This is a genomic window from Methyloversatilis thermotolerans (assembly GCF_000372885.1).
GTDB classification, from domain to species: domain Bacteria; phylum Pseudomonadota; class Gammaproteobacteria; order Burkholderiales; family Rhodocyclaceae; genus Methyloversatilis; species Methyloversatilis thermotolerans.
In genome coordinates this window covers 3,216,463-3,240,402 of record NZ_KB889967.1, presented here as the reverse complement: position 1 = coordinate 3,240,402, position 23,940 = coordinate 3,216,463, and the positions used below count along the sequence as shown (strand labels likewise).

The following is a 23,940-nucleotide window of genomic DNA, read 5'->3' as shown; positions in this document are numbered from 1 at the left end:
CCATGGATGCCCGTCGTCGTCGCCTGCTGAAGACCGGCCTCCTGCTCGGCGGTGCCGCGGCCAGCGGCTGGGCGCTGAGCACGGTCGCGCGCAGCCAGCTGATGAATCCCTGCCTCGCCGCGCTGCCGCCGGAACTGGCCGGCCACGAACTGATCGCGCACACCTTCGACGGGCTGGATCCGACGCTGCTGCGCGACGTCCACGTGCATCTGGCCGGCACCGGCGATTCCGGCCGCGGCATCGAAATGACGCCGCGCATGCTGAGCCCGCTGCATCCGGCCGAATACGTGCAGCGCCTGTTCTACCTGAACGCCGGTTGTGCGCACGAAGACCCGGGCCGCGTCGACGCCAGTTACGTCGACCGCCTGCACAACCTGGTCGAGGCGCTGCCGGCCGGCTTCAAACTGATGCTGTTCGCCTTCGAGCGCGCCTACGACGCAGCCGGTCGCCATCTGCCCGAGCACACCGCCTTCCATGTGCCGGACACCTATGCGCGTGACGTCGCCCGCGGCAACCCGGACCATTTCGAATGGGTGTGCTCGGTCCACCCTTACCGCGAAGACGCGGTCGACGCGCTCGAAACGGCAGCGCGCGACGGCGCGCGCGCCATCAAGTGGCTGCCGCCGGCGATGGGCATCGACCCGTCCTCGAAACGCTGCGATCGCTTCTACGCCGCTGCCGCCCGACTCCGCCTGCCGCTGATCAGCCACGCCGGCGAAGAAAAAGCGGTGCATGGCGCGGGCGGGCAGGCGCTGGGCAATCCGCTGCGTCTGCGCCGCGCCCTCGACCACGGCGTCAACGTCATCGTCGCTCACTGCGCAAGCATGGGCCGCGATGTCGACCTCGACGCCGGCCGCAGTGCGCCGCTGCGCAGCAGCTTCGACCTGTTCGCGCGGCTGATGGGCGAACGCCGCATGGGTCGTCTCTATGGCGATATTTCGGCGATCACGCTGCGCAATCGCGACGTCGAGATCATCCGCGCACTGCTGCGCAATGAAGACTGGCACGACCGCCTGCTGTACGGTTCCGACTATCCGCTGCCGGGCATCCTGCCGCTCATGTCGCCCGCCTCGCTGGCGCGCGCCGGCCTGCTCGACGCGGCCGCTGCGCCGGTGCTCGAACAGGTACGCGAGCACCATCCGCTGCTGTTCGATTTCATGCTCAAGCGCCTGCTGCGCGACGGGCACCATCGCTTCGCCCACAGCGTGTTCGAAGCCGCGCCCGCCTTCCCCACCTGACCCGCTCACTCGACCGACTCCACTCCGCATGCGCATTCCCGTCGCCCTCCTTACACTGGCACTCATGACGAGTGCTCTTCCCACGCACGCTGTACCGCGCAACGCGCTGGCCGACAAGCGCATCGGCCTGTACGCCGGCAGCGACTTCCGCCTCACGACCGGTCGCTGTTCCGACTGTCCGGCGCCCGCGCAGGCGCTGTGGTACTTCGCGGACGACACCGTCGCCGTACCGCTGACCGGCGCAGCGGGCTTCGTCGCCACGCTGCCGGCACAGGACGACGTGCGACAGTGGGCGTACGCCAATGAGTGGCAGCCGGACGCGCAGAAGCCCGCGCTGATCTGGCTCGGCTCGCCGTTGATCGCACACGACGCCCGACTCGATGCCGACGGCCGCGCGCTCAGCTTCGCAGACGGCGCGCGCAGCGGCTTCGCGCTGGTGTCGCGGCTGCCGTCCAATGTGTCCTGGTTCAACGCCGACAGCACGGCCTGGCTGCAGGGGCAGCGGCTCGCACTGCGCGGCGTGCAGTCGGACGGCACCTTCACCGCGCGCACCATCTGGCCGTCGACCTTCGACATCGATCTGGCGGCCCTCGCGCCGCAGCCTCTCAAGGACGGCGAAACGCTGGCGACCCTGGTGCGCGCCGACGACGGCGGCGCCCGCCTGCCGGCCTCGGCGCGCCTGCTATGGGAACGCACGCCGGGCGCCGCACGGGCGGCGGCCGGCAAGCCGGTGCTGGCCATCATGCTCAATGGCGCGCAGGGCGACGACGACGAGGCGCACGGCGGTCACTTCGCGCTCGCCACCGGCATATTGGGCGCGCGCGGCGAGTGGAACGACTGGCTGGTAGCCAATTTCTACAACCTCGACATCCACAGCGAGAAGGGCATCGTGGCGTCCATGCTGCCGATGGACGCCTATCTGACCGACCTGAACGCCGGACAGGGCTGGTACCGCCCCTCATGGATGGTGGTGGCGGTACTGCGCGACGAGCGCGGCGCACGACTGGTCGACCAGGGCCTGGCGCGCGTATTCAACCATTTCTACCGGCACGATTTCAGCTACCGTCATGCCACCGCGAACTGCGCCGGCATCAGCCTGGACACCTTGCGTTCGCTGGGCTGGGCGTTGCCGGTGCTGGGGCCGACCTCGAAGGCGAAGGCCTGGCTGGGCCTGCCCTGGATGGCGATGCGCGAACTGAGCGTGGACAGCGGCCTGCAGGCCTATGAATACATGATGGCCGAGCGCAGCGGCCTGTTCCCCTTCGTTGCCTTCAATCTCGCCGGCAGCGACCTGCTCGGTCGCCTGACCGCAGGCAAGGTGAATGACAGCGGACTGGAGCGCACGCTGGCCGACGACGTCGAGGCGGTGATCTTCGTCCGCGTGCCACAGATTCCGTCCTCGCGCGCCTTCGGCCGCGAGCCGGTGGCGTCCTACGACGAATACATGGCGCGGGTGCCCGCCGACCGCAGCAGATGGATCGTGCGCCCGGCGCCGCCCCGGCCCTTCCCCGATGAACTGCGCGATCCGGGCGCGCCGAAGGAGCCGCTGCCCGCCTCGCGCCGGGCGCTCATCGTGTGGCTGATGGGCGCCGTCGCCGTGCTCGGCTTCATCGCGCACCGGCTGCTGCGACGCTGAACGGAGATCGCATGAGTTCACAGTTCCATCTGCTGAAGGAAGGTCGCTTCCGCCCCTTCTTCCTGACCCAGCTTCTGGGTGCGCTCAACGACAACGTGTTCAAGACGGCGCTCATCACCCTGCTCACCTTCCGCGCCGGCAGCATCACCGATGTGTCGCCCGCTCTGCTCGCCACCGTGCTGCCGGGCGTGTTCATCCTGCCCTTCTTCCTGTTCTCGGCTACCAGCGGGCAGATTGCCGACAAGTACGACCGCGCCCTGCTGGCGCGCCTCAGCAAGGTGATCGAAATCGCGGTGATGGCGCTGGGTGCCATCGGTTTCGTCGCCGCCAGCCTGCCGGCGCTGGTACTCGCGCTGTTCCTGATGGGCAGCCAGTCCACGCTGTTCGGACCGGTCAAGTACGCCTATCTGCCGCAGCATCTGGACGACAGAGAACTGGTCGGTGGCAACGGCCTGGTCGAGTCGGCCACCTTCGTCGCCATCCTGCTCGGGCAGATCGTCGGTGCGTGGCTGGTCGGCGTGACCGATGCCTGGGGGCTGTCCGCCGCGGTGCTGCTGCTGGCCGTCGCCGGTTGGTGGACCAGCCGCGGCATCCCGCGCTCGCCGGCTCCCGAGCCCGGCATGCGCATCGACTGGAATCCGCTGAGCTCGACCCGCGACACGATACGGTTCGCCACCGGCAACCGCACCGTCTGGCTGTCGCTGCTCGGCATTTCCTGGTTCTGGTTCTATGGCGCAACCCTGCTCGCACAGTTTCCGGTCTATGCGTCGGACGTGCTGGGCGGTGGCGAAGGCGTGTTCATCCTGCTGCTGGCGGTGTTCTCGGTGGGCGTCGGCGCCGGTTCGCTCATGTGCGAAAAGCTGTCCGGCGGACGCATCGAGATCGGGCTGGTGCCTTTCGGCGCCATCGGCCTCACGCTGTTCGGCATCGATCTGTTCCTCGCGACACCGGCCGCCGCCCTGCCCGGGGATGGCAGCGTGAGCACCTTCCTGCAGCACGCGTCGCACTGGCGCATGCTGACGGACATCGCGCTGCTGGGCGCCGCCGGCGGCCTGTACATCGTGCCGCTGTACGCGCTCATCCAGACCCGTTGCGAGCGCAGCCACGCCGCACGCATCATCGCCGCCAACAACATCCTGAATGCCGGCTTCATGGTCGCGTCGGCCGGCATCAGCCTGTTGCTGCTGCACGCAGGCCTGGACATTCCACAGCTCTTCCTGGTCGCCGCACTGTTCAATGCCGCAGTAGCGGCATTCATCTACATGCTGGTACCGGAATTCCTGCTGCGCTTCGTCGTCTGGCTGCTCATCCATACCGTGTATCGCCTGCAGGTCAGGCATATCGACGCGATCCCCGAGCAGGGGCCCGCGGTCATCGTGTGCAATCACGTGAGCTTCGTCGATGCGCTGGTGATCAGCGCCGCCTGCCGCCGGCCGATACGCTTCGTGATGGATCACCGCATTTTCCACACGCCGCTGCTCGGCTGGCTGTTCCGCAGCAACCGCTGCATCCCGATCGCGTCGGCGAAAGAGGATCCTGCCTTGCTCGCACGCGCCTATGACGACATCGCGGCCGCGCTCGAGGCCGGCGAACTGGTGGGCCTGTTCCCGGAGGGGCGCATCACCGGGGACGGCGAGCTGCAACCTTTCCGCAACGGCATCCTCCGCATCGTCGAACGCACGCCGGTTCCGGTGATACCGCTGGCGCTGCGCGGTCTGTGGGGCAGCTTCTTCTCGCGCAAGGATGGCCGTGCGATGAGCAAACCGCTGCGCCGCGGTCTGTTCAGCCGCATCGAGCTGGTGGGCGGCGAACGGCTGGATCCGCAGAACGCCACGCCGGAGGCGCTGCATGCGCGCGTCGCCGCGCTGCGTGGCGACCGGCGCTGACGGAGGAGACATGCAGGCTCTCGTACTGGCACTGCTCGGACTGCTCGCCGGATCGGCACACGGCGTGTTCGAGGCCTTCGCCGGCACGCTCGGCGGTCTGGGTGCGGGCCTCTGGATCGCATCGCGCACGTCCGCGCGCGAACGCCTGATCGACGACAAGCTGCGCGACCTCGATCGCAAGACGCGCTGGTTGTACGAAGCGCAGAAGGAGGGCAACGCGTCCACGGAACGGCCGCATCCGGCCGGCGAGCAGGTGAGTGCTGCGGACACCGAAGGCTCGGCCGCCGCCACGACTCCGGACTTGCTGGAAATGCCGGAAATGCCGCACGCGGCCGAGTCGCGCGCAGCCGGGGCCGTGCCATCGCCCGCGCGTCCACCCGCGACGCCAGAACGCGACGCGGTGGCGCTTGCGGACACGGCCCCACCCTGGCTGGCCAGCCTGTGGTCACGCCTGATGGGCAGCAACCCGCTCGCGCGCATCGGCATCGTCGTGCTGTTCTTCGGCGTCGCGTCGGCGATGCGCCTCGCGGTGCAGGCGGGCTGGCTGCCGCCCGCGCTGCGGCTGGCCGGCACGGTTTTCGCGGGTCTCGCGCTGATCGCCGGTGGCCTGCGCATGGCGACCCGCGGCGCCGAAGGCCAGCGCCTGATGTTCGCGCTCACCATACAGGGCGGCGGCTTCGCGCTGCTCTACCTGGCGGTGTATTTCGCGCTGGCGCGTTACCACTTCCTGGAAGCCACGCCAGCCTTCCTGTTGTTCGCCGCACTGGGCGTCGCATGCGCGGTGACGGCGGCGCGCCAGTCCTCGCAGGCGCTGGCATTGCTCGGTCTGTCCGGCGCCTTCGTCGCACCCATGCTCGCCTCCACCGGCGGCAACGACTACATGCTGCTGTTCAGCTACTTCCTGCTGCTCGATGCCTTCATCATCGCGCTGAGCTGGCGGCGCGCCTGGCGCGCGCTGGTGCTGGCCGGCTTCCTGTTCACCTTCGCCATCGGCACCGGCTGGGGCCTGCACGGCTACACGCCGGACGATTATCCGGTGGTACAGGCCTTCCTGATCGCCTTCTTCCTGCTGTTCACGGCCAGCCATGTCGCGCAGACGACAGTGCACGCACCCGGCGGGGCAAGCTGGGAATCGGGCGCGCTGCTGTTCGGCCCGCCGCTGGCCGCCGGCGTGCTGCAGATGGCGCTGGTGCAGCCCTTCGCCCATGGCGGCGCGCTCAGCGCGGCTGCCGCCGGCATCTACTATCTGCTGCTGGCCAGGGTGCTGGCACGCCGGGCGCCTGAGGCGGATCTGCTGCGGCGCGCGCATGCCGGCATCGGCGCCGCGCTGCTGACGCTGGCCGTTCCGCTCGCGCTGGACCTGCAGATGACCGCCGCGCTGTATGCGGTCGAGGGCGCCGCGGCGGTGTGGTACGGCTGCGCGCGCAAGGCAAGGCTCAGCCTGTGGTCGGGCCTGCTGCTGCAAGGCGCGGCTGGCCTGTACCTGATCGATGCGCTGCCGCTCCCCGCCGGCCAGTGGCCGCTGCTCAATGGCCGCAGCCTGGGCGGCCTGCTGCTGGCGGGCGCCGCCCTGTGGTCGGTGCGCGTGCTGCGGCGAAGCGATGTCGCGCGGCCGGACTGGCTGCTGCCGCTGCTGACGCTCTGGCTGGCGGGCTGGTGGCTGTTCGGCGGACTGGCCGACATCGACGATTTCGTGCCGCTCCACCTGCAGCCCGCGTGCGCGCTGCTGTTCGTGATGGCAAGCTGCACCGTGGCGCAATGGCTGGGCCGGCGCCATGCATTCGCGTTTGCGCGCGCGCTGGCCGCGCTGTCGCTGCCGGTGCTGTGGCTGGGCAGCGCGTTTGCGTGGGATGCGCACCACCATCTGCTGTACGGCGCCATGGTGCTCGTGCTGCCGCTCGCCTGGGCCACCCATTTCCGGATGCTGCGCCAGCAGGACGAGGACGGCGACGCTCTGTTCAATCCCTTCCGTCACATCGCCGGCGCGTGGACGCTCATGCTGTCGATCGGGGTGGAGGCTGGACGGTGGCTGGACGATGTGCTGCCCGACCCGGCGCTCTGGCAGTGGCTCGCCTGGACCGCAATCTGGCTGCTCGCCGCGCGGATCGTGCAGCGGGGCCTGCAATCCACTGCGGAATGGCCCTGGGGCGTCACGCCGGACGGCTGGCGCCGCGCCGTGCTGCGACCGGCCGCCGCGCTGACGCTGCTGACCGTGCTGACGCTGCAGTTCGCGCATGACGGCGCATCGGCCCTGCCCTACCTGCCGCTGCTGTCGGTGCTGGACCTGGGCAGCCTGATCGCGCTGGCCTGGCTGGCACGCAGCGCGCTGCTGCCGCCGGTCGTCGTCGGCATCGGCGCCCTCACATGGGTGTCCGCACTGGCGGCGCGCAGCGTGCATCACCTGGCCGGGGTGGCGTGGTCGGCCTCCGCCATGTTCCAATCCACGCTTTTGCAGGCGGTGCTGTCGCTGACCTGGGCGCTCACTGCGCTCGCGCTGATGATGCACGCGACACGACATGGCGCGCGCAGCCTCTGGTTCGCCGGTTTCGGCCTGCTCGGGGCAGTGGGCGGCAAGATGCTCATGGTGGATCTGGCCGGCGCCGGTACGCTGGAATGGACCGGCTCGCTGCTGGGCATAGGCGTGCTCATCCTGATCGCCAGTTATGTCGCGCCAGTGCCGCCCGCAGCGCCACCCGTATCCGAGGATCTACGATGAAACGAGTGCTGACCGGCTTTCTGATCGCGTCGGGCCTGTGTGCGCCGGCTTTCGCTGCGGACATCCAGCCAGGGCTGTGGGAATTCCGATCGCGGGTCAACCTGCCCGGCATGGGCGACGCGATGGCGCGCATGCAGGAAGAACTGAAGCGCATGCCGCCGGAAACGCGCCGCATGATGGAAGAGCGCATGGCGTCGCAGGGCGTGGCACTGGGCAATGGCGGGGCGATCAAGGTGTGCATCACTGCGGAAGACGTGAAGCGCAGCGACGTATTCTCCGGGCGCAAGGAAGGCGACTGCAGCTACAGTCAGGTCGCCAACACACCCAATCTGGTCAAAGGCACCCTGCAGTGCAGGAACCCGAAGGCCAGCGGACAGTTCGAAGCTCGCATAGACAGCCCGACGCATTTCACTTCGACTGTTAACATGGCGTCCGAACACGGTGCCATGCAGTCGGAAACCGACGCCCGCTGGATCGGGGCGGACTGCGGTGCGCTCAAACCCACGGCCCGTTGACGGCCCTTGCGGCGGCGGCCAGGTCCGTCGCTCTCTCATTGCAGGAAACGCTGAACAGGAATGAAGGATTCGCTGCGGAGGGCCATGCCCGCCACCGGACAGCAGGCCGCTCCGCAGACGCCTGAACAGCCCATGCACACCCGCCACCCCGAACACCCGCGCAACCGCCGCCGCGCCGACAGCCTCGCTCCGTTCTCGGTCGACGTCGAACGTTCGCCGCTGGGCGACACCAGCGTGCATCTGCACCTGCGCCCGAGCGGCCTCGTCGCGTTGATCGCCGCGCTGCTGCTGCACGGTCTGGCGCTGTGGTGGGTGCTGTCGCCACGCACCCTCCCGGAACAGCCGCTGGGCAGCAATCAACCCATCAGCGTGCGCATGATCGAGCCCGACACGCCGCGTCGGGCCGCCGCCGCACCCCCTCCGGCCGCCGCGCCTGAACCGCCCGCGCCCAGGCCGAAGAAGCAGACCGCCCAGAAAAAGCGCGACAGCCGCAAGACGCCGCCGCGTCCGCCGGAGCCGCCGCCGGTGGCGCGCGTCCCGGTACCCGAGCCCGCCCCACCGCCGCCGCCCAGGCCGGCACCGGCACCGGATGCACCGACCGACATGGCCTCCTACGTGGCCGCGCAGCGCGAGAAACGCCGTCTGGCAGAGGAGGCTGCGGCGTCAGAGAACGCCGAAGCCCGCGCGCGCGAGCGCGGCCCGTCCGCCGACGACATCGCCGCCGCCAACATCAAGCGCAACCTGCAGCAGCCCGGCACCAACGGCATCTTCCGCATCACGCGCAAAGGCGTGCGCACAGCCGCTTTCGAATTCCGCGGCTGGACCACGGACGCCGGCAATGCGCGCAAGGAATTCATCGAAGTCGACGCCGGCCTGCACGGGGACATCGAACGCGCCATCGTGCAGCGCATGATCGAACTGATACGGCGCTACTACAGCGGCGACTTCAACTGGGAATCGCTGCGCCTGGGCCGCACCGTCGTGCTGTCGGCGCGCCCGGAACACCAGAAGCAGCTCGAGGACTTCCTGATCAAGGAGTTCTTCCAGGTGGGCGCCTACTATCCGCAATGATGGCCGGCCGGTCGGCGGTACGGCTTTGCCGCATGCAGCCGGTCTGCATGGAGTCACACCTGATCGCGCAGGCAGCATGACCTTCGCGCCGGAGCGGAAGGAAGGGTCCGGGGTAAGGAATCCCGATCAGGACAAGGACTGCCACAGGACACGCCGAACGCGGTGGCGTGGATCAGATCACGGGAGCGTGATGAGCGCCGCCGGCGCCCAAGTCCTTGCGGCGGCAGTCGCCCGTTGCCGCTACCCCGTGCTCCGCATTCCCAGCACTCTGGCCGCCTTGTTGAGCCGGCTATCGAAACAGGCAAAGGCGACCGCGCCGACACCCGCCAGATTCAGCGTCTGGGCTGCGGCGAGCTGGATGCTGTCGTAGCCGCGCAAGGCGAAGGTATCGGCATAGTCGCCGGCCAGTTCGACCAGCGTCTGCGTGATCTCGACGATCGCGAAGTCCGGCCAATGCGTCCGCAGACGGCCGCGGGCCTCGTCCACGATCGCGTCGTCCGCCGGATTTTCGCGAGCACGGCGCGCAAAAGCGGCCATCGCTTCGGCCCACGCGACGCGACACACCGCGACCACCGACGAGCCGGCCACTGCATCCAGCAAATCCGCGCTGCCCTCTTCTTCGATATAGAGCTTGACCAGCGCCGACGTGTCGCAGAAGACGATCACCCGCGGTCCTCGATCACCATCCGGGCGATGTTTGTCCCGCCCGCGCCGGGTTTCAGTGGCGCAGCGAACACCGGCTTGCGACCTGACCAGGTCAGGGCCTGGCTTGCCACCAGCCGCTGCAGCGGCGTGTCGGCCTCCGGCGGGATGCCTGTGATCCGCGCGATGGGCTTGTTGTGCGAGCGCACTTCAACCACCTCGCCGGCACGGGCTCGCGCCAGATATTTCGACAACTGCGCCTTCAGTTCTCGTACCGCCACGTCCATAGAATAAGCTTTACAGAGCAATAGATGTGATCCCAATATAGCATCCAGCCATTAATTGTGACCACAATCGTTCCGGCACCGCCTCACCCCCGATCGCCAGGACTGCACGGTCAATGCGCAGAACGGGATGTTCACATGACGATGAGGAGGACATCGGCCCGGCGCCCTCCTCCATTCAGCCCCCGCCGAACACCGTCTCCAGCGCCGGCTGCAGCATGCCGCCCTCGTCGCCCAGCCAGATCTGCCCCTCCTGCACGATGCACTGCAGGTCGGCGCCGCGCTGGGCGAGGCCGGCCAGGGCCTGGCTGTCGGCGGGCGACAGCCGGTAGACGGTCAGATTGGCCAGCTTCGCCAGCGTCGCCTTCGACTGTTCCCACCACTGCGCGGCGGTACGGCCGTAGCTCAGCACCACCACGCGTGCCGCGCGTGCCGCCGCCTTGCGCACCAGACGTTCGTCCGGCAAGCCGACATCCAGCCACAGCCGGATCGCGCCGGTCAGGTCCGCGGCATGCAGGTCGGCTTCGTCCTCGCTGCTCAGGCCGCGGCCGAAGCGCAGGTCATCATCGGCGTGCAGCGCGAACGCCAGCACGCGCACCATCATGCGTTCGTCGTTCTCCGACGGATGGCGGGCGACGGTCAGCGCATACTCGCCGTAGTGGGGGCGGTCCATGTCGGACACGTTCAGCTTGAACTTGTAGATGGTGGATTTCAGGGCCATGGCCGACAATGTGCGCAATTCGAAAGACCGCACAGGATACCGACGTGAAGAAAACAGATCTGTACAAGAACGAAAGACTGAAAGTCGTGGCGCAGATGAAGCACGCCGCTGGCGCGAAGGCACCGCTGGGCGCGGCGCCGCTGCTGGACCGCAAGGAACAGCGCAGGCTGGATGCGGAACGCGGCCTCGTGCCCTTCGCGGTCAAGATCCCCTCCGACCTGGCGAGCCGCTTGCGCGATCTGGCGAACGAACGCCAACTGTCGCTGAACGACCTGGTGACCGAGTTGCTGACCCGGTCGCTCGACTGAATCCGGCCATGCACATCGATCGGCGACGCCGCGCCGAATGGCACGGCACGACGTGGCGGCAGGCGACCGCGCGGAGCCATCACGCGAAGGGCGAGGCCCATACGTTGGACCTGTTTGCGACGAAGCCCTCTGTCGGCGACGGGACGGGTACCCGCACCGGAGCGCCGCGCTAGATGCTGCGCCTGGTCTTCCTGCTCAATGTCGCCACCGTCGGACTGTTCTACGGCCCCGGCTGGCTGCTGCTCAAGGTGTTGAGCCTGGGCCGCTATCCGCCGCGCGGCGAACCGCACAGCGTCGCCTTCGTCGCACTGACCGGCCTGGCCCTGGTGGTGACGCTGCTGGTGGTGCTGACATGAATCCGCTGTCGGTCTGGGTGGATGCCGACGCCTGTCCGGCGCCGGTCAAGGACACCCTGTTTCGCGCCGCCAACCGCGCCGGACTTACGCTCACGCTGGTGGCCAACCGCCTGCTGCGCGTGCCGCCGTCACCGCATATCCGCGCCGTGCAGGTGGCGCATGGTTTCGATGCAGCCGACCGCTATATCGAACAGAAAGTGGCAAGCGGCGATCTGGTGATCACCGCCGACATTCCGCTGGCGGCCGCCGTACTCGCGCGTGGCGCCCATGCGCTGGAGCCGCGCGGCGAGTGGTTTTCCGCGGACACCATCCACGAACGCCTGCAGATGCGCGCGCTGATGAGCGAATTGCGCGACAGCGGCGTCATGAGCGGCGGACCGTCGGCGTTCTCGCCCGCCGACACACGCGCCTTCGCCGCCGCGCTCGACCGCTTCCTCGCCCGGCGACGCTGACCGCGAACGGTGCGGGTGTTCGGCGATGCTGCTTCGAACAAAGCCCGCGACATGCCAAGGCCGCATCGCGGCCAGAGGCCGCTCCCACAAGAGCTCGCGGCAAACACGAATGGAGCGCGGGCTGGGCGGGAGCGGGCTTGCCCGCGATTGAAGCCTGGAACGAAGCCGGCGGCTCGCCAAGGCCGCATCGCGGCCAGAGGCCGCTCCCACAAGAGCTCGCGGCAAACACGAACGGAGCCAGAATTTCGTGGGAGCGGGCTTGCCCGCGATGCAACCCCGAACGAAGCACGTGACGTGTTCAATCCGGCAGGTCCACCTCGACCATGCCGTCGACCACGCGCATCGGGTATTCGGTCATTTCACAGCCGGTGGGTGACAGTCCTTCGCCGTTGCGACCGTCGAACACCCAGCCATGCGCGATGCAGATGAGGGTGCGGCCATTGAACACGCCGCGCGCGAGCGACACGTCCTCGTGCGGACAGGCGGCGTCCCAGGCGCGCGGCCGGCCGCCGTCCGGCCACATGATGAGCAGTTCGTGGCCGTCCGCCCGGCACGGCACCAGTTCCCCCTCGTACAGGATCTTCTCTTTGCATACCGGCTTGTAGGCCATGTTCCGATTCTCCGCGACGGATGCGACAGACCTGGCAGCGCCACGTGCGCTTCGCGACAGAACGCGGCGCCGGACGAGCCCCCGCGCCTTGCCGAGCAAGATGCGCACCCATTACCGCCGGACGATGCGTTGACCTGGCTCAAGGAACGCCGCGGTCGCGATGCGTAGTCTGCGCAGCGACCCGTGACGCCAGCGACGGGTCACCCCACCACACTCAAGGAGAAATCGACATGGTTCGTGAGTTCTTCTATCGGGGCGACCGTTACCGCGCAACGGTGCATGGCCGGCCCGGCAAGGAAGAGATTTTCATCGTGCAGATGCTGGATGACGATGAGGAAGGCCCGGAAATTTCGATCGACCGTTTCGAGGATGCATCGAACGATCCGGAAGCAAGCCTGGAAGCCGCGATCGCCACCCTGGTCGACCGCATGCACGTGGAACAGGGCCTGCGCGCAAGCGATCCCGCCGCCGCATTCGCGTGGTCCGACGGCAAGGTGATGGCCCGGGTCCATAACGGCGTGCAGCTCGCTCACTGAGCGGACAGCCGGTCGCACCGGTATCCCGCCCGTATCGCGGTTCTCTTTTCCGGCCCGGCCGGACCGTGAACGGAGCGGTCGCGACTTCCGTCCCCCCGCAGCACCCTGATCCCCGGGGCATAAGAAAAACATCGGAAAAACCACGCAAGAACTTCGCCTCAGCCAGCGCGGTCCTTCCCGGGTTCAGGCTTCTCCCGCCGCCTTTTCTTCCGCTCTCGCGAGACCGGCGCGATGCGCGCGCTCAGCCGTCCAGACAGGCCTCCAGCGCGACCAGTCCGTCGGTCAGCGCGGCGATGCCGGGCGCCAGTATCAATGGCGACTTGATTTCGTATACGCGATTCGCCGCCACGGCCGGCAGCGCTGCCCAGCCGGGTCTGGCGCGCACCTGCGCCGGCTGGAATTTCTTGCCGCACCACGAAGCGATCATGACGTCGGGCGCGCGCGCCAGCACGCTTGCCGGGTCGTCTATGCGGCGCTCGCGCGCGCTGTGGAAGCGGGACAGATCGGCGAACACGTCCTCGCCACCCGCCAGTTCGATCAGCTCGGACACCCAGCGTATGCCGGATATCAGCGGCTCGTCCCATTCCTCGAAATAGACGCGCAGGCGCCGGCCATGGCGGGCGATGCGCGCCTCGCCGCGCATGCGCGCCGCTTCCAGCCCCTGCCGCAGCCGCTCGACCAGCGCCTGCGCCTCGACACTCCGGCCGACCAGCGCGCCCAGCGTCGTCACCATGCGCAGGATGCCGTCGAGCGAGCGCTGGTTGAATACATGCACCTCCAGCCCGGCACGCACCAGATCGCGACACAGGTCGGCCTGCAGATCGGAGAAGGCCAGCACCAGATCGGGTTGCACCGCCAGGATGCGCTCCACCTTGCCGGTCGAGAAGCCGCTGATCTTCGGTTTTTCGCGGCGCGCTTCGGGCGGCCGCACGGTGAAGCCGGAAATGCCGGCGATACGGTCGGCTTCGCCGAGCGCGTACAGCACCTCGACCGCTTCGGTGCACAGGCAGGCGATGCGGCGTGGCAGCCGGTCCGCGGGCGAAGTCATCGTGGCGCCCTGCCGCGCGCCTGTTCGAGCTGTTCGCACAGACGCGTGGCGCCATCGAGGATGCGCGGCGTGTGCCGTTGCAGGATTTCCGGCGGAATGAAGTACAGGTTGTCGTTCTTCACTGCCGGCAGCGCGCTCCAGCGACGCCAGGCATCCAGCCATTCCGGCCGTGACTCGCCCATGCCGCTGGCGACGATCACCTCGGGTGCGGCCGCCAGCACCGCCTCCTCGGTCACCGTCGGCGCCAGCATGGGCAGGCCGGCGAACACATTGCGCCCGCCACACAGCGCCATCACATCGGAAATGAGGTGCTGGCCGTTGATGGTCATCAGCGGCTTGTTCCAGATCTGGTAGAACACGGTGAGCGCAGGCCGCTGCGCGTACTGCGCCGCCAGCGCATCGCGGCGCGCACGGAAGGCGCGCGCGGCCGCCTCCGCTTCGCGCGGCGTGCCGGCCAGCCGGCCGAACTGTTCCAGCGAACGCGCCACGTCCTCCAGCGAGCGCGGTTCGTTCACATACACCGGGATGCCCAGCTTCTGCAGCCTGTCGTACTGCTGGTTGCGGTTGCCGCTCTTCCAGGCGATCACCAGATCGGGCTTGAGCGCCACCACCGCTTCCATGTCGACCGAGGTATAGCCGCCCACGCGCGGTACCGCCTTCGCTGCCTCCGGCCAGTCGCTGTACTGCGTGGCGCCCACCACCTGTGCACCGGCGCCGGCGGCGAACAGCAGTTCGGTCACATGTGGCGCCAGACTGACGATGCGCCGGGCCGGCGCCGGCAACACGACGGCATGGCCGGCGTCGTCGGTCACTTTCAGTTCCGCCGCCGCCGCCGGCAGCGCCAGCACGGCACACAACAGGACACACAAGGTTCTCATCGTTCTCTTTCCGGATTCCATCCCTTCATGCGGGGACATGCCCACGCTGGCGCACCCCGCGCTCGTCCTCATGCGGGCACGCCGCGCAGCGCATCGATCGCCGCTTCCAGCCGCTGCCACTGCGCCGCGTCACCCGGCAGGCCGAAGCGCAGCGCGGACGGCGCGTCGAACAGGCGCAGCAGGATGCCGCGCCGGCAGAAGGCGTCGTGCACCGCCGCGGCACGCGTGGTCAGCACGCGCTGGAACAGCGCACAGCCACTGACCTCGCCCCAGCCGCTTGCGCGCAACAGCGCCGCCAGCCGTTCCGCGTCGGCGGCCAGCCGCGCGCGCTGCGCGTGCTGCCAGTCGCGATCGGCCAGCGCACGCGCCGCCACCCAGCGCGACGGACCGGCCACCGGCCACGGTCCGATGTCGGCGGCCAGGCGCTCGCGCAGCGCACGCGGGCCGAACAGGAAGCCGACCCGCGCCCCGGCCAGCCCGAAGAACTTGCCGAGCGAGCGCAGCACCACCAGGCCCGGCACCTCGTCTCCGCAATACGAAACCACGCTGGCATCCGGCTGCGCATCGATGAAGGCTTCGTCCACGATGAGCGTGCCGCCGCGCGCGGCCAGCCGGGCATGCCAGTCCAGCACCTGGCCGACCGGAAACAGCGTGCCGCACGGGTTGTTGGGCTGCACCAGCAGCAGCACGTCGCTGTCATCGACCGCCGGTTCGATGTCGCGCGGTGCGACACCGCGCACCGCGTGGCCGGCGCGCAGCCAGCCGTGCGGATGTTCGTTGTAGGTGGGCGCGAGCAGGGTCACCCGGCTGCGCGGAAACAAGGACGGCAGGCGCTGTATCGCGGCCTGGGATCCGGCCAGCGGCAGCAGCGCGGCGCTCCCGTAACAGGCCGCCGCGATGGCATCCAGCCCGTCGTCATCCTCGGGCAGACGCTGCCACACCGACTGCGGCAGCGGCGGCACCGGCCAGGGTTCGGGATGGATGCCGGTGGACAGGTCCAGCCAGTCTTCCACCGGAATGTCGTAACGGGCGGCGGCCTGCAGCAGCCGGCCGCCATGTTCGGGTGTCGCGGTGCTCCTCATGCGAACTGCAACAGCACCGCCACGATGGCGAGCACGGTCATCCACACTCTGAGTGCTGCGCCGACCAGCGCCACCGCGCGGTCGATGTCGGCGGCCGACGGCTGGGCCCCCTCGCCCAGCGGCGGTCGCTGTTCCACATTGCCGTGGTAGATGGCCGCGCCGCCCAGCGACACGCGCAAGGCACCGGCGCCGGCAGCCATCACCGGGCCGGCATTCGGGCTGTCCCATGCCGGCGCCTGGGTGCGCCAGCAGGCGAGCGCGCGTCCGGTGGCGCCGCACAGCGCATAGCTCAATGCGGTGAGCCGGGCCGGCACGAAATTGAGCAGATCGTCGATGCGCGCCGCGGCCCAGCCGAAGTAGCGCAGTGGCGGCGTGCGGTAACCCCACATCGCATCCAGCGTGTTGGCCAGCCGGAACAGCAGCGCGCCGGGCCCGCCCAGCAGCAGGAACCAGAACAGCGCAGCGAACACCGCGTCGTTGCCGTTTTCCAGCACCGACTCGGTGGCGGCGCGCGCCACGCCCGCCTCGTCGAGCTGCGAAGTGTCACGGCTCACCATCCAGCCGACGCGGCGACGGGCCTCGCCGAGGTCGCCGGCGGCCAGCGGCCGCGACACTGCATGCGCGTGTTCGGCCAGACTGCGCGCGCCCAGCGCGAGATAGAGCAGGCCGACATCGACCAGCACCGCGAGCGACGGATCCAGCCCGCGCAGCCAGCCGGCCAGCCCCACCAAGGGCAGCACCGCCAGCGACCAGGCGATGAGGCCGGTGAGCCGGGTCGCCGGATCGCGCTGCGTGAGCGGCGCATTCATCAGGCGCTGCAGACGCCCGGCCAGGGTACCGAAGGCGACCAGCGGATGCAGGCGGCGCGGCTCGCCCAGCGCGCGGTCCAGCATGATGGCGGCGGCCGCGCACAGCACCGTCATCAGGAAGCCCTGCTGGGCGATCACTGCGCATCCTCCGGCCAGCGGTTTTCGCCGATCAGCATGTCTTCGGGCAGGCGCTGCGCCCAGCCCTCCATCTCCAGCATGGGCGCCGGGTAATAGCCATCGACATGGCCCAGGCACAGCACGGCGAGCGGGCGGGCGCCCTCGGGCATGGCGAGCAGCGCGGCCAGACGGGCGGGATCGAAGATGGAAACCCAGCCCATGCCCAGGCCTTCGGCGCGCGCCGCCAGCCACATGTTCTGGATGGCGCAGGCGCAGGAGGCGACATCCATGTCCGGCATGGTGCGGCGGCCGAACACGTGGCGCTCGCGATCGGCGCACAGCGCCACCACCACCACCTCGGCACAGTCCAGCACGCCTTCGACCTTGAGCCGCATGAATTCCTGTTCGCGTTCGCCCAGCGCCTGCGCGGTGGCGACGCGCTCCTCGTCGATCAGCGCGTGCATGCACTGGCGCAGCGCGCGGTCGGTCACGCGCACGAAGCGCCAGGGCTGCATGTAGCCGACGCTGGGCGCGTGATGCGCCGCCCACAGCAGTCGCGCCAGCACATCCGGCGCCACCGGATCCGGACGGAAATGCCGCATGTCGCGCCGCTCGGCGATGGCGCGGTACACCGCGGCACGTTCGTCGTCGGCAAAATCGGGCAGAGGCTGGCGTGAAGTCATGGGGCGCGGGTCGCGGGCTGTTCGATCAGTATCATTTTGCCGGTCTGCGGATCGAGATACACCTGACCCAGCGCCTGCATGCCATCGCCGGGCTGGCGGGCGCCACGCTCGGGCGCACTGATTTCGCGGCCGCGCTCGACCTCGACCGGCTTCAGGATGGCCTGACCGCCGGCGGTCAGCGCGGCCAGCAGACCGCAGGCGAATACCAGCATCACGTCGACCAGGTTCACCAGGCTGGCGCGCGGATCCTCGTCACCGGTGTCGAAACGCGAATGCAGCCGGCGCGGCAGCGTGCGCCTCATCGTACGCCCTCCATCTCCAGTTCATCCAGCAGTTCGTCATACCAGCGGCGGCGCAGCCGGCCCACCCACAGCCCGACGATGCCGGCAGCCAGGCCGAGCACCGTGGCATCGAAGGCCACCGTGACCGCCTGCGCCAGCAGTTGCGATTCGCCGCGACCGAGCGCGGCCAGCCCCGGCCCGAGCGGAATGATGGTGGCCATCAGACCGAGCATGGGCGGCACCCGCGCCAGCAGGTCGGCGCGTTCGAGCCGGCGCCGCGCCAGTCTTTCCACCGCATGTGCGTCGCCCTGCGCGCGCAGGCGCGCCAGTCCGCGCAGCCGCTCGCCAGCCGCCAGCCCGGCTTCCAGCAGCGCCAGCGCACACGCGGCGAGCAACACCGCCATCACCGGCAGCAGCAAGAGCTTCACCCCTTCATGGACCCAGGACAGATCGGTCATCGCTTCATCCTTTCATCGAAATCGTGACAGGCCGGCACCGCGTGCGGCGCCGACCGCGACCAGCAGCACGGCCAGCGCCGCCAGCGGCCAGGGCGGGGAGGACGGCGCAGGCGCGGGTGCGCGCTGCAATTCGGTCCACTTCAGCGCAGCGGAGGCGGCAACGGACGCCGCCGCGGTCGCTTCGTCAGGCCGTTGCGCAGGGGCCGCCGCGCCGGGCCGGGTCGCAGCGTCGGCAGCGACCGCCGGGCGTGCGGCAGACTCGCCGCGCGCGCCATCGAGCACCGCGCGCAGGCTGCGCGCATCGCCATCGTCGAGCCGGGGCACCAGCCAGTCCCACATCGGATGCCCGGGCGCGGTATGACCGCTGCCGGGCAACCCGGTGCGCCGCAACTGGGCCACCAGATCGTGCGCCAGACGCCGCACGGTCGCGTCGTCGGCCTGCCAGAAACCCTTGTGTACCGCGACCAGCATGATGGCCAGCATCTGCGCCTTCACATGTCCGTTGTGCCCGCGTTCGAGGAAGGCCGGCAGACCGAGGCCGTGACGGTCGTCAAGATAGACCTGCTTCACTTCTTCCCACGCCCAGTCGCGGATCAGATCGGGCCGCGTGACCTGCCAGCCCCACAGGTTCTCCATGAATTCCTGGCCGAAGGTGCGCGCGCCGGCATAGCCATGCCCCATCAGCGGCCCTATCCACTCCGGGTTCAGATAGCGGCCGCGCAGTTCCGACAGCAGCGCGGTCGCCAGCGGCTGCACATCGGTGCGCGCAGGGTCGGCGTTGTACAGCACCTGCGCATCCGGCACGCGACCGGTCAGCGTTTCCGCCGCCAGACTGAGGCCACCGAGATAGTCGAAGGCATCGTTGTTGTCGAGCAGGCCATACAGATTGCTGGCGCGTCCGTGATAGGTGCGTGCGAGCTGCGCAACGGAAAGATCGAAGGCGGCATGCGCCGGTTCGCCGCCGGCATCCAGCCCGTAGGCATGACCCATGCGGCGCAGATAGACGCGGCCGAGCTGTACGCGCGACTGCCAGCTTCCCGAACGCTCGGCCAAGCGGTTCACGCCGGCACCATAGGCACCGGGCGCGTCGCCGAACACGCGCCAGGCCGCTGCGCGCCCGGCCTGTTCCGGGCTGTGGCCAGCGGCCATCAGTGCCTGTGCGCGCTGCCGCCATTGCGAGGCCACCGCATTGCTGTCCAGCGGCTCGTCGCCCGCCGCCGGCACGGCATCGCCCAGCGGCGCAAGCGCCGCCCGCAGCGCCTGCGCCAGCCTGTCGTCGCCGGCGGCGATGTGGTGCGCGCTGGCGGCCAGCGCCAGGCGCCCGGCGCGGTCCAGCATGTTCACCAGATTGGGATAGAGGTCGCGGAACAGGCCGGACGTGGTGACGATGACATCGCGACGACCGCCCTCCGGGGCCGGCGCCAGCGTCAGTCCCTGCACCACGCCGCGCGCATTCCACTGCGGCTCCACGCCCATCAGCGCCAGGCTGAAGCCGAGCATGACACCTTCGTCGCGCACCGCATCGGACGCCCACATGACCACGCCCTCCGACCCGCCCGCCGCCGGCCGCGCGAGCACGCGCGCCGCCTGTTCGCGGCCGAGCGCATGGCCGAGCCGGGTCGGCAGCACGTCGCCATCCACCGCATGGAAATTGCGGCCGGTAGGCAGCGCATCGGGCGCGCGCAGCGGATCGTTGCCCTTGCCGGGCGCGACGAAACGGCCGTCGAGCGCGGCCAGCAGGGCGGCCATTTCCGCATCGGGCGATGCCGCCAGCCGCGCGCGCACCATGTCGGCGTCGTCGCCGCGCGCCATGGACACCATCATGGTGTCCAGCGCCTGCTCGCTCCAGCGCCGGCCGAACACATGCAGTCCGAGCGGCATGAACTTTTCCTGCAGCTTGGTCAGGTAATGGCCGATTTCGTGCGCGAGCAGTTCATCGTCCACCTGTTCGAAGCGCAGACCGCGCACGGTAAGTACATCGGCCATGCTGGCTTCCAGCTCGGCGCGCAGTTCCAGCGCTTCGACCTGGCGGCGCATTTCGCCGGCAGCGCGCGCGCGCAATTCGTCCGAACTGGAACTTTCGAAGCTCTCCACCAGCTGGCGCAGCGTGAGCAGGCTGTCATACAGCGGCGTGGCAGACAGCGGCGGCGTCAGATGATCGATCATGACCGCGCCGCCGCGGCGCTTGGCCTGGGTGCCTTCGCCCACGCCATCGACGATGTAGGGATAGATGCCGGGCAGATCGCCGGCGATGAGCGAGGGATAGTCGGTGGCCGCCAGACCCACCGCCTTGCCGGGCAGGAATTCATAGGTGGAATGGCGGCCCACATGCACCAGCGCATCGGCGCGGAAGTGCTCGCGCAGCCACTGGTACACCGCCAGATACTGGTGCGGCGGCGGGATGCTGGTGTTGGCGTGCAGCAGTTCCTCATCCACTTCCCAGCCGCGCGGCGGCTGCGGACCGACCCACACATTGCCGAACTGCAGACCGGGTATGACCAGCCGGCCGCCGCTCACCATGACCCGCCCGGGCGCACGGCCCCAGCCGCGCAAGCCCGGAATGCCGAGCGCGACGATGTCGCGCCGCAACTGCGCGGCATGCGCGCAGTGCTCGCCCGGATCGCGCGCGACACAGCGCAGCCAGGCCCGTTCGATGGTGTCGAGCAGCGCCAGCGCGCGCTCGCGTCGCGGATGTTCGATGCCTTCCAGCAGATGGCGCAGCTCGGCCACGCCATGCTCGATGCGCGCGCGACCGGTGGCGGGCAGACCGGCTTCGCGCGCCGCCAGCACATCACCGTGGATGCGCCCCGGCGCGCCTTCGGCCACTTCCAGCCGCAGCGCCAGCGGCAGGGTATCGAACCAGCGCTGGTAATCCGTCGCTCCGAGCGAAGGCAGCTCGCGCGCCAGTCGCGCCAGTTCGCGGCCGTCCTCCGGCAGATTCACACCGCGATCCATCAGCATATCGAGCAGGGCCTCCGGCGTGTCGGGCAGCGCACCGGTGTGGTAGCCGGCGGCCTGCAGCGCCTGCAGCATCTGCAACAAGGACGCCGGCACATCCAGATTGTCGGCACCGATGTTCTGCCGGCCTGGCGGATGGTTGTAATAGATGAGGGCGATGCGTCGCTGCGCCGGGGGCGTGTCGCGCAGCGACTGCCAGCGGGCGACGCGCGCGGCCAGACGCGCCATTTCCGCCTGCAGCGGTTGCGGGCGACGGAGCTGCACACCGGTCAGCGCATCGATCATCAGCGGACCGGCCACCGCCACCACCTGCGGCTGGCCCACGCCCTGCAGTTCCGGCAGTGCGATCCGGTACTGCACGCTGGCCGCCGGCAAGCCGTCGGCGGACAGCGCCCATTCGGCGCGGCTGCGTTCCTGCAGCCGCAGCGCCTTGAACACCGGCACATCCAGCGACTGCAGCGCGGCGGTCACCGCCTCGCGCCCTTCCGCCGCGCCGAGCACGAAATCCTGCAGCACGACCAATGCGGACAGCCGCGCGGGCGCGATGCGTGCCGGCAGCGACAGCACGGCGCGCCGGGTGGCCTCGCCCCAGCGCGCCATGACCGCGACACAACGCAGTCCGCGCGCGCGGAGGGCAGCGCACTGCGCATCGGCGATGTGCGCGTCCTGGTTCACCAGATCGAGCACCGCCACCACCGGGCCGTCCGCCGGCAACGCCAGCATCTCGTCATCGCCATGCGCGCGTCCATCCACACGCCATATCAGGTCGGCGACCGGGCGCACGGCGGGCAGCGGACCGGGCTGTGCCAGATGGCGCAGCAGGGCGACCAGATTGTCGGCGCCACCGGCCTGCCACAGCGCCCGCAGCGCGCGCCACTCGCGCAGCAGCGCATCGCTGTCGCCGCGCGCCGCGGACGCGGCATCCGCCGGCTCGCGCAGCAGCACCGACAGCGCCTCCGGCGACCACGCCTGCAAGGACGACGTGCCGCGCCGGGTCAGTGGCGCCAGCGCGCCCGGGCCTTCGGCATTGAATGCGAATACCGCAGGACGGGGCGGCAGCGCCTCGAGCGCGTGCCGCAGTCGCGGGCCGGACTCGCCGAAGGCGGCCACCGCCAGCACCGTATCGGCCGCGGCCAGCGCGCGGCCCAGTTCCGCCGCCGACATCGCCTCGATCTGCGCCGGCGTGCGCACGCGCAGCGTGTGGCGCCGGGCGAAGGCCGGATCCGCGGCAAGTACCGCAGCGGCAGCGGCCACATCGGGCGCCGCGCGCTCGGACACCACGGCGAACACGGTGGCGGCCATCGCTGGCAGCGACAGCCCGCAGCACAACAGGCACAGTGCGAACAGGCGCATTGCCATCAGGGCATGAACAGCGCGGCCACCGCCTGCGGCTGTGACGGGAAGTACAGATGGACGTAGCTGGCGGTGAGCCGGCCGACGCGATACACCGCCTCGCCCGGACGTCCGTCCGGTGTGCTCGCCTGCAGCACGGGCGGCAGCGGCGTATCGGCCACCGAGTAGTGGAAGGTGTGGCCGCGCACCAGGCCTTCCGGCAGCGCGACCTGCTGCAGGCCGAGTGCGGCCAGACGCGCCTGCATGCGCACCGTGCCGGGCAGCAGGCCGGCGCCGCAGTGGCAGGCGCCGGCCTTGTCGGCGAGGGTTTCGAACAGGCTCATCATGCCGCCGCATTCGGCGAGCAGCGGGCGACCGGCATCGACATGCCGGCGCAGGGACGCATGCATCGCCGTATTGCCGGCCCAGCGCGCGGCATGCAGTTCCGGGTAGCCGCCGGGCAGCCACACCGCATCGCAGTCGGGCAGCGCCGCGTCGGTCAGCGGCGAGAACTCCGTCAGTTCCGCGCCGAGTGCGCGCAGGCATTCGATATTGGCCGGATAGACGAAGCAGAAGGCGGGGTCGCGCGCGACCGCGACACGCACACCGTCGAGCAGGCGCGGCAGCGGCGCATGCGCGAGCGGCGCGAACGCCACCGCCGGCGGCAGATCGGCTGCGGCCGACGCGCCCAGCAGTTGCGCGGCGATGTCGAGCTGCGCATCCAGCCCGTCGATCTCCGCGGCGGGCAGCAGGCCGAGGTGTCGTTCCGGCAGCGCGATGCGCTCGTCGCGCGGCAGACCGCCGTACCAGGCGATGTCGGCGGGCAGACTGTCGCGCAGCATGTCGGCGTGGCGCGCGGAACCGATCCGATTGGCGATCACCGCACACAGGTTCACACCATCGCGATAGTGCTTCAGGCCGTGCGCCAGTGCGCCGAAGGTCTGCGCCATGGCGCGCGCGTCGATCACCGCCAGCACCGGCAGGCCGAAGCGGCGCGCGATGTCGGCGCTGGACGGGCTGCCATCGTGCAGGCCCATGACCGATTCGACCAGGATGAGGTCCGCCTCGCCCGCCGCGGCATACAGCCGTGCGGCGATATCGTCTTCGCCGGTCATCCACAGATCGACGTTGCCCACCGGCGCACCGCTGGCCAGCGCATGGATCTGCGGGTCGAGGAAATCCGGTCCGCACTTGAACACGCGCACGCGCCGGCCGCACGAGCGATGCAGACGGGCGAGTGCCGCGACCACCGTGGTCTTGCCCTGACCGGACGCCGGTGCCGCCACCATCAGCGCCGGACAGCGGCGGATTGCCGGCGACACG

Annotated in this window: 23 protein-coding genes; 10 read left to right on the top strand and 13 right to left on the bottom strand. The window is 69.7% G+C overall.

Features of this window, described 5'->3' with window-relative positions; genetic code table 11:
- The first annotated feature begins 2 nt into the window (after window positions 1-2).
- Genes A3Q7_RS0114745 through A3Q7_RS0114720 form a run of 6 tightly spaced genes read left to right on the top strand, consistent with a single transcriptional unit; the run spans window position 3 to window position 9,062 of the window.
- Window positions 3-1,238: an amidohydrolase family protein gene (locus A3Q7_RS0114745; protein WP_018412670.1), complete on the top strand. Its 1,236-nt coding sequence runs from the start codon at window positions 3-5 to the stop codon at window positions 1,236-1,238.
- Window positions 1,239-1,266: 28 nt separating this feature from the next.
- Window positions 1,267-2,874 carry a hypothetical protein gene (locus A3Q7_RS0114740; protein WP_232417993.1) on the top strand — a complete coding sequence of 536 codons (1,608 nt, stop codon included), beginning with the start codon at window positions 1,267-1,269 and terminating at the stop codon, window positions 2,872-2,874.
- An 11-nt stretch (window positions 2,875-2,885) separates the two neighbouring features.
- A complete protein-coding gene (locus A3Q7_RS0114735; RefSeq protein WP_018412668.1) occupies window positions 2,886-4,760 on the top strand; it encodes an MFS transporter in 1,875 nt (624 codons plus the stop codon).
- A 10-nt stretch (window positions 4,761-4,770) separates the two neighbouring features.
- Window positions 4,771-7,476, top strand: coding sequence for a DUF2339 domain-containing protein (locus A3Q7_RS0114730; RefSeq protein WP_026224871.1), 2,706 nt, complete (start codon window positions 4,771-4,773; stop codon window positions 7,474-7,476).
- Window positions 7,473-7,991, top strand: a complete 519-nt coding sequence (locus tag A3Q7_RS0114725) for a DUF3617 domain-containing protein (protein WP_018412666.1) — start codon at window positions 7,473-7,475, stop codon at window positions 7,989-7,991. The genes A3Q7_RS0114730 and A3Q7_RS0114725 overlap by 4 nt, the downstream gene beginning before the upstream one ends.
- A gap of 60 nt (window positions 7,992-8,051) precedes the next feature.
- On the top strand, window positions 8,052-9,062 hold the full coding sequence (locus A3Q7_RS0114720; protein WP_018412665.1) for a hypothetical protein: 1,011 nt from the start codon (window positions 8,052-8,054) through the stop codon (window positions 9,060-9,062).
- Window positions 9,063-9,302: 240 nt separating this feature from the next.
- Here the strand turns inward: A3Q7_RS0114720 and A3Q7_RS0114715 are convergent, their stop codons facing one another.
- The 3 genes from A3Q7_RS0114715 to A3Q7_RS0114705 form a co-directional block, all read right to left on the bottom strand.
- Window positions 9,303-9,728 carry a type II toxin-antitoxin system VapC family toxin gene (locus A3Q7_RS0114715; protein ID WP_018412664.1) on the bottom strand — a complete coding sequence of 142 codons (426 nt, stop codon included), beginning with the start codon at window positions 9,726-9,728 and terminating at the stop codon, window positions 9,303-9,305.
- Window positions 9,725-9,991 carry a type II toxin-antitoxin system Phd/YefM family antitoxin gene (locus A3Q7_RS0114710; protein WP_018412663.1) on the bottom strand — a complete coding sequence of 89 codons (267 nt, stop codon included), beginning with the start codon at window positions 9,989-9,991 and terminating at the stop codon, window positions 9,725-9,727. Before A3Q7_RS0114710 ends, A3Q7_RS0114715 begins: the two co-directional genes overlap by 4 nt.
- Before the next feature lie 175 nt (window positions 9,992-10,166).
- The gene (locus A3Q7_RS0114705) at window positions 10,167-10,709 is read right to left on the bottom strand and encodes a YaeQ family protein (RefSeq protein WP_018412662.1); all 543 of its coding nucleotides are present in this window, start codon (window positions 10,707-10,709) and stop codon (window positions 10,167-10,169) included.
- 44 nt (window positions 10,710-10,753) lie between these two features.
- Between A3Q7_RS0114705 and A3Q7_RS0114700 the strand changes: the two genes are divergently transcribed.
- The 3 genes from A3Q7_RS0114700 (at window position 10,754) to A3Q7_RS0114685 (ending at window position 11,825) form a co-directional block, all read left to right on the top strand.
- Entirely contained in the window at window positions 10,754-11,017 is a 264-nt protein-coding gene (locus tag A3Q7_RS0114700; RefSeq protein WP_026224870.1) for a hypothetical protein, read from the top strand.
- A 173-nt stretch (window positions 11,018-11,190) separates the two neighbouring features.
- Complete coding sequence (locus A3Q7_RS0114690) at window positions 11,191-11,373, top strand: hypothetical protein (protein WP_018412659.1); 183 nt, start codon at window positions 11,191-11,193, stop codon at window positions 11,371-11,373.
- Complete coding sequence (locus tag A3Q7_RS0114685; RefSeq protein ID WP_018412658.1) at window positions 11,370-11,825, top strand: YaiI/YqxD family protein; 456 nt, start codon at window positions 11,370-11,372, stop codon at window positions 11,823-11,825. The genes A3Q7_RS0114690 and A3Q7_RS0114685 overlap by 4 nt, the downstream gene beginning before the upstream one ends.
- A gap of 298 nt (window positions 11,826-12,123) precedes the next feature.
- Here the strand turns inward: A3Q7_RS0114685 and A3Q7_RS0114680 are convergent, their stop codons facing one another.
- Entirely contained in the window at window positions 12,124-12,435 is a 312-nt protein-coding gene (locus A3Q7_RS0114680; protein ID WP_018412657.1) for a Rieske 2Fe-2S domain-containing protein, read from the bottom strand.
- 230 nt (window positions 12,436-12,665) lie between these two features.
- Between A3Q7_RS0114680 and A3Q7_RS0114675 the strand changes: the two genes are divergently transcribed.
- Entirely contained in the window at window positions 12,666-12,971 is a 306-nt protein-coding gene (locus tag A3Q7_RS0114675; protein ID WP_018412656.1) for a hypothetical protein, read from the top strand.
- 241 nt (window positions 12,972-13,212) lie between these two features.
- On the opposite strand, the gene A3Q7_RS0114670 is transcribed toward A3Q7_RS0114675, so the two are convergent.
- The 9 genes from A3Q7_RS0114670 to A3Q7_RS0114630 all read right to left on the bottom strand — a co-directional run bounded on the left by A3Q7_RS0114670 (window position 13,213) and on the right by A3Q7_RS0114630 (window position 23,906).
- Complete coding sequence (locus A3Q7_RS0114670) at window positions 13,213-14,019, bottom strand: cobalamin-binding protein (protein ID WP_018412655.1); 807 nt, start codon at window positions 14,017-14,019, stop codon at window positions 13,213-13,215.
- Window positions 14,016-14,897 carry a cobalamin-binding protein gene (locus A3Q7_RS0114665; protein WP_026224868.1) on the bottom strand — a complete coding sequence of 294 codons (882 nt, stop codon included), beginning with the start codon at window positions 14,895-14,897 and terminating at the stop codon, window positions 14,016-14,018. Before A3Q7_RS0114665 ends, A3Q7_RS0114670 begins: the two co-directional genes overlap by 4 nt.
- A gap of 68 nt (window positions 14,898-14,965) precedes the next feature.
- A complete protein-coding gene (cobD, locus tag A3Q7_RS0114660; RefSeq protein ID WP_018412653.1) occupies window positions 14,966-15,979 on the bottom strand; it encodes a threonine-phosphate decarboxylase CobD in 1,014 nt (337 codons plus the stop codon).
- Window positions 15,976-16,902 carry an adenosylcobinamide-phosphate synthase CbiB gene (gene cbiB, locus A3Q7_RS0114655; RefSeq protein WP_040570992.1) on the bottom strand — a complete coding sequence of 309 codons (927 nt, stop codon included), beginning with the start codon at window positions 16,900-16,902 and terminating at the stop codon, window positions 15,976-15,978. Before cbiB ends, cobD begins: the two co-directional genes overlap by 4 nt.
- Window positions 16,903-16,922: 20 nt before the next feature.
- Entirely contained in the window at window positions 16,923-17,588 is a 666-nt protein-coding gene (gene bluB, locus A3Q7_RS0114650) for a 5,6-dimethylbenzimidazole synthase (protein WP_018412651.1), read from the bottom strand.
- Window positions 17,585-17,890 carry a hypothetical protein gene (locus A3Q7_RS0114645; protein ID WP_018412650.1) on the bottom strand — a complete coding sequence of 102 codons (306 nt, stop codon included), beginning with the start codon at window positions 17,888-17,890 and terminating at the stop codon, window positions 17,585-17,587. The genes bluB and A3Q7_RS0114645 overlap by 4 nt, the downstream gene beginning before the upstream one ends.
- Window positions 17,887-18,327: a MotA/TolQ/ExbB proton channel family protein gene (locus tag A3Q7_RS0114640; protein WP_018412649.1), complete on the bottom strand. Its 441-nt coding sequence runs from the start codon at window positions 18,325-18,327 to the stop codon at window positions 17,887-17,889. The genes A3Q7_RS0114645 and A3Q7_RS0114640 overlap by 4 nt, the downstream gene beginning before the upstream one ends.
- 12 nt (window positions 18,328-18,339) lie before the next feature.
- Entirely contained in the window at window positions 18,340-22,644 is a 4,305-nt protein-coding gene (locus tag A3Q7_RS0114635) for a cobaltochelatase subunit CobN (RefSeq protein ID WP_018412648.1), read from the bottom strand.
- Window positions 22,644-23,906, bottom strand: a complete 1,263-nt coding sequence (locus A3Q7_RS0114630; protein ID WP_040570991.1) for a cobyrinate a,c-diamide synthase — start codon at window positions 23,904-23,906, stop codon at window positions 22,644-22,646. Before A3Q7_RS0114630 ends, A3Q7_RS0114635 begins: the two co-directional genes overlap by 1 nt.
- Window positions 23,907-23,940 lie beyond the last annotated feature (34 nt).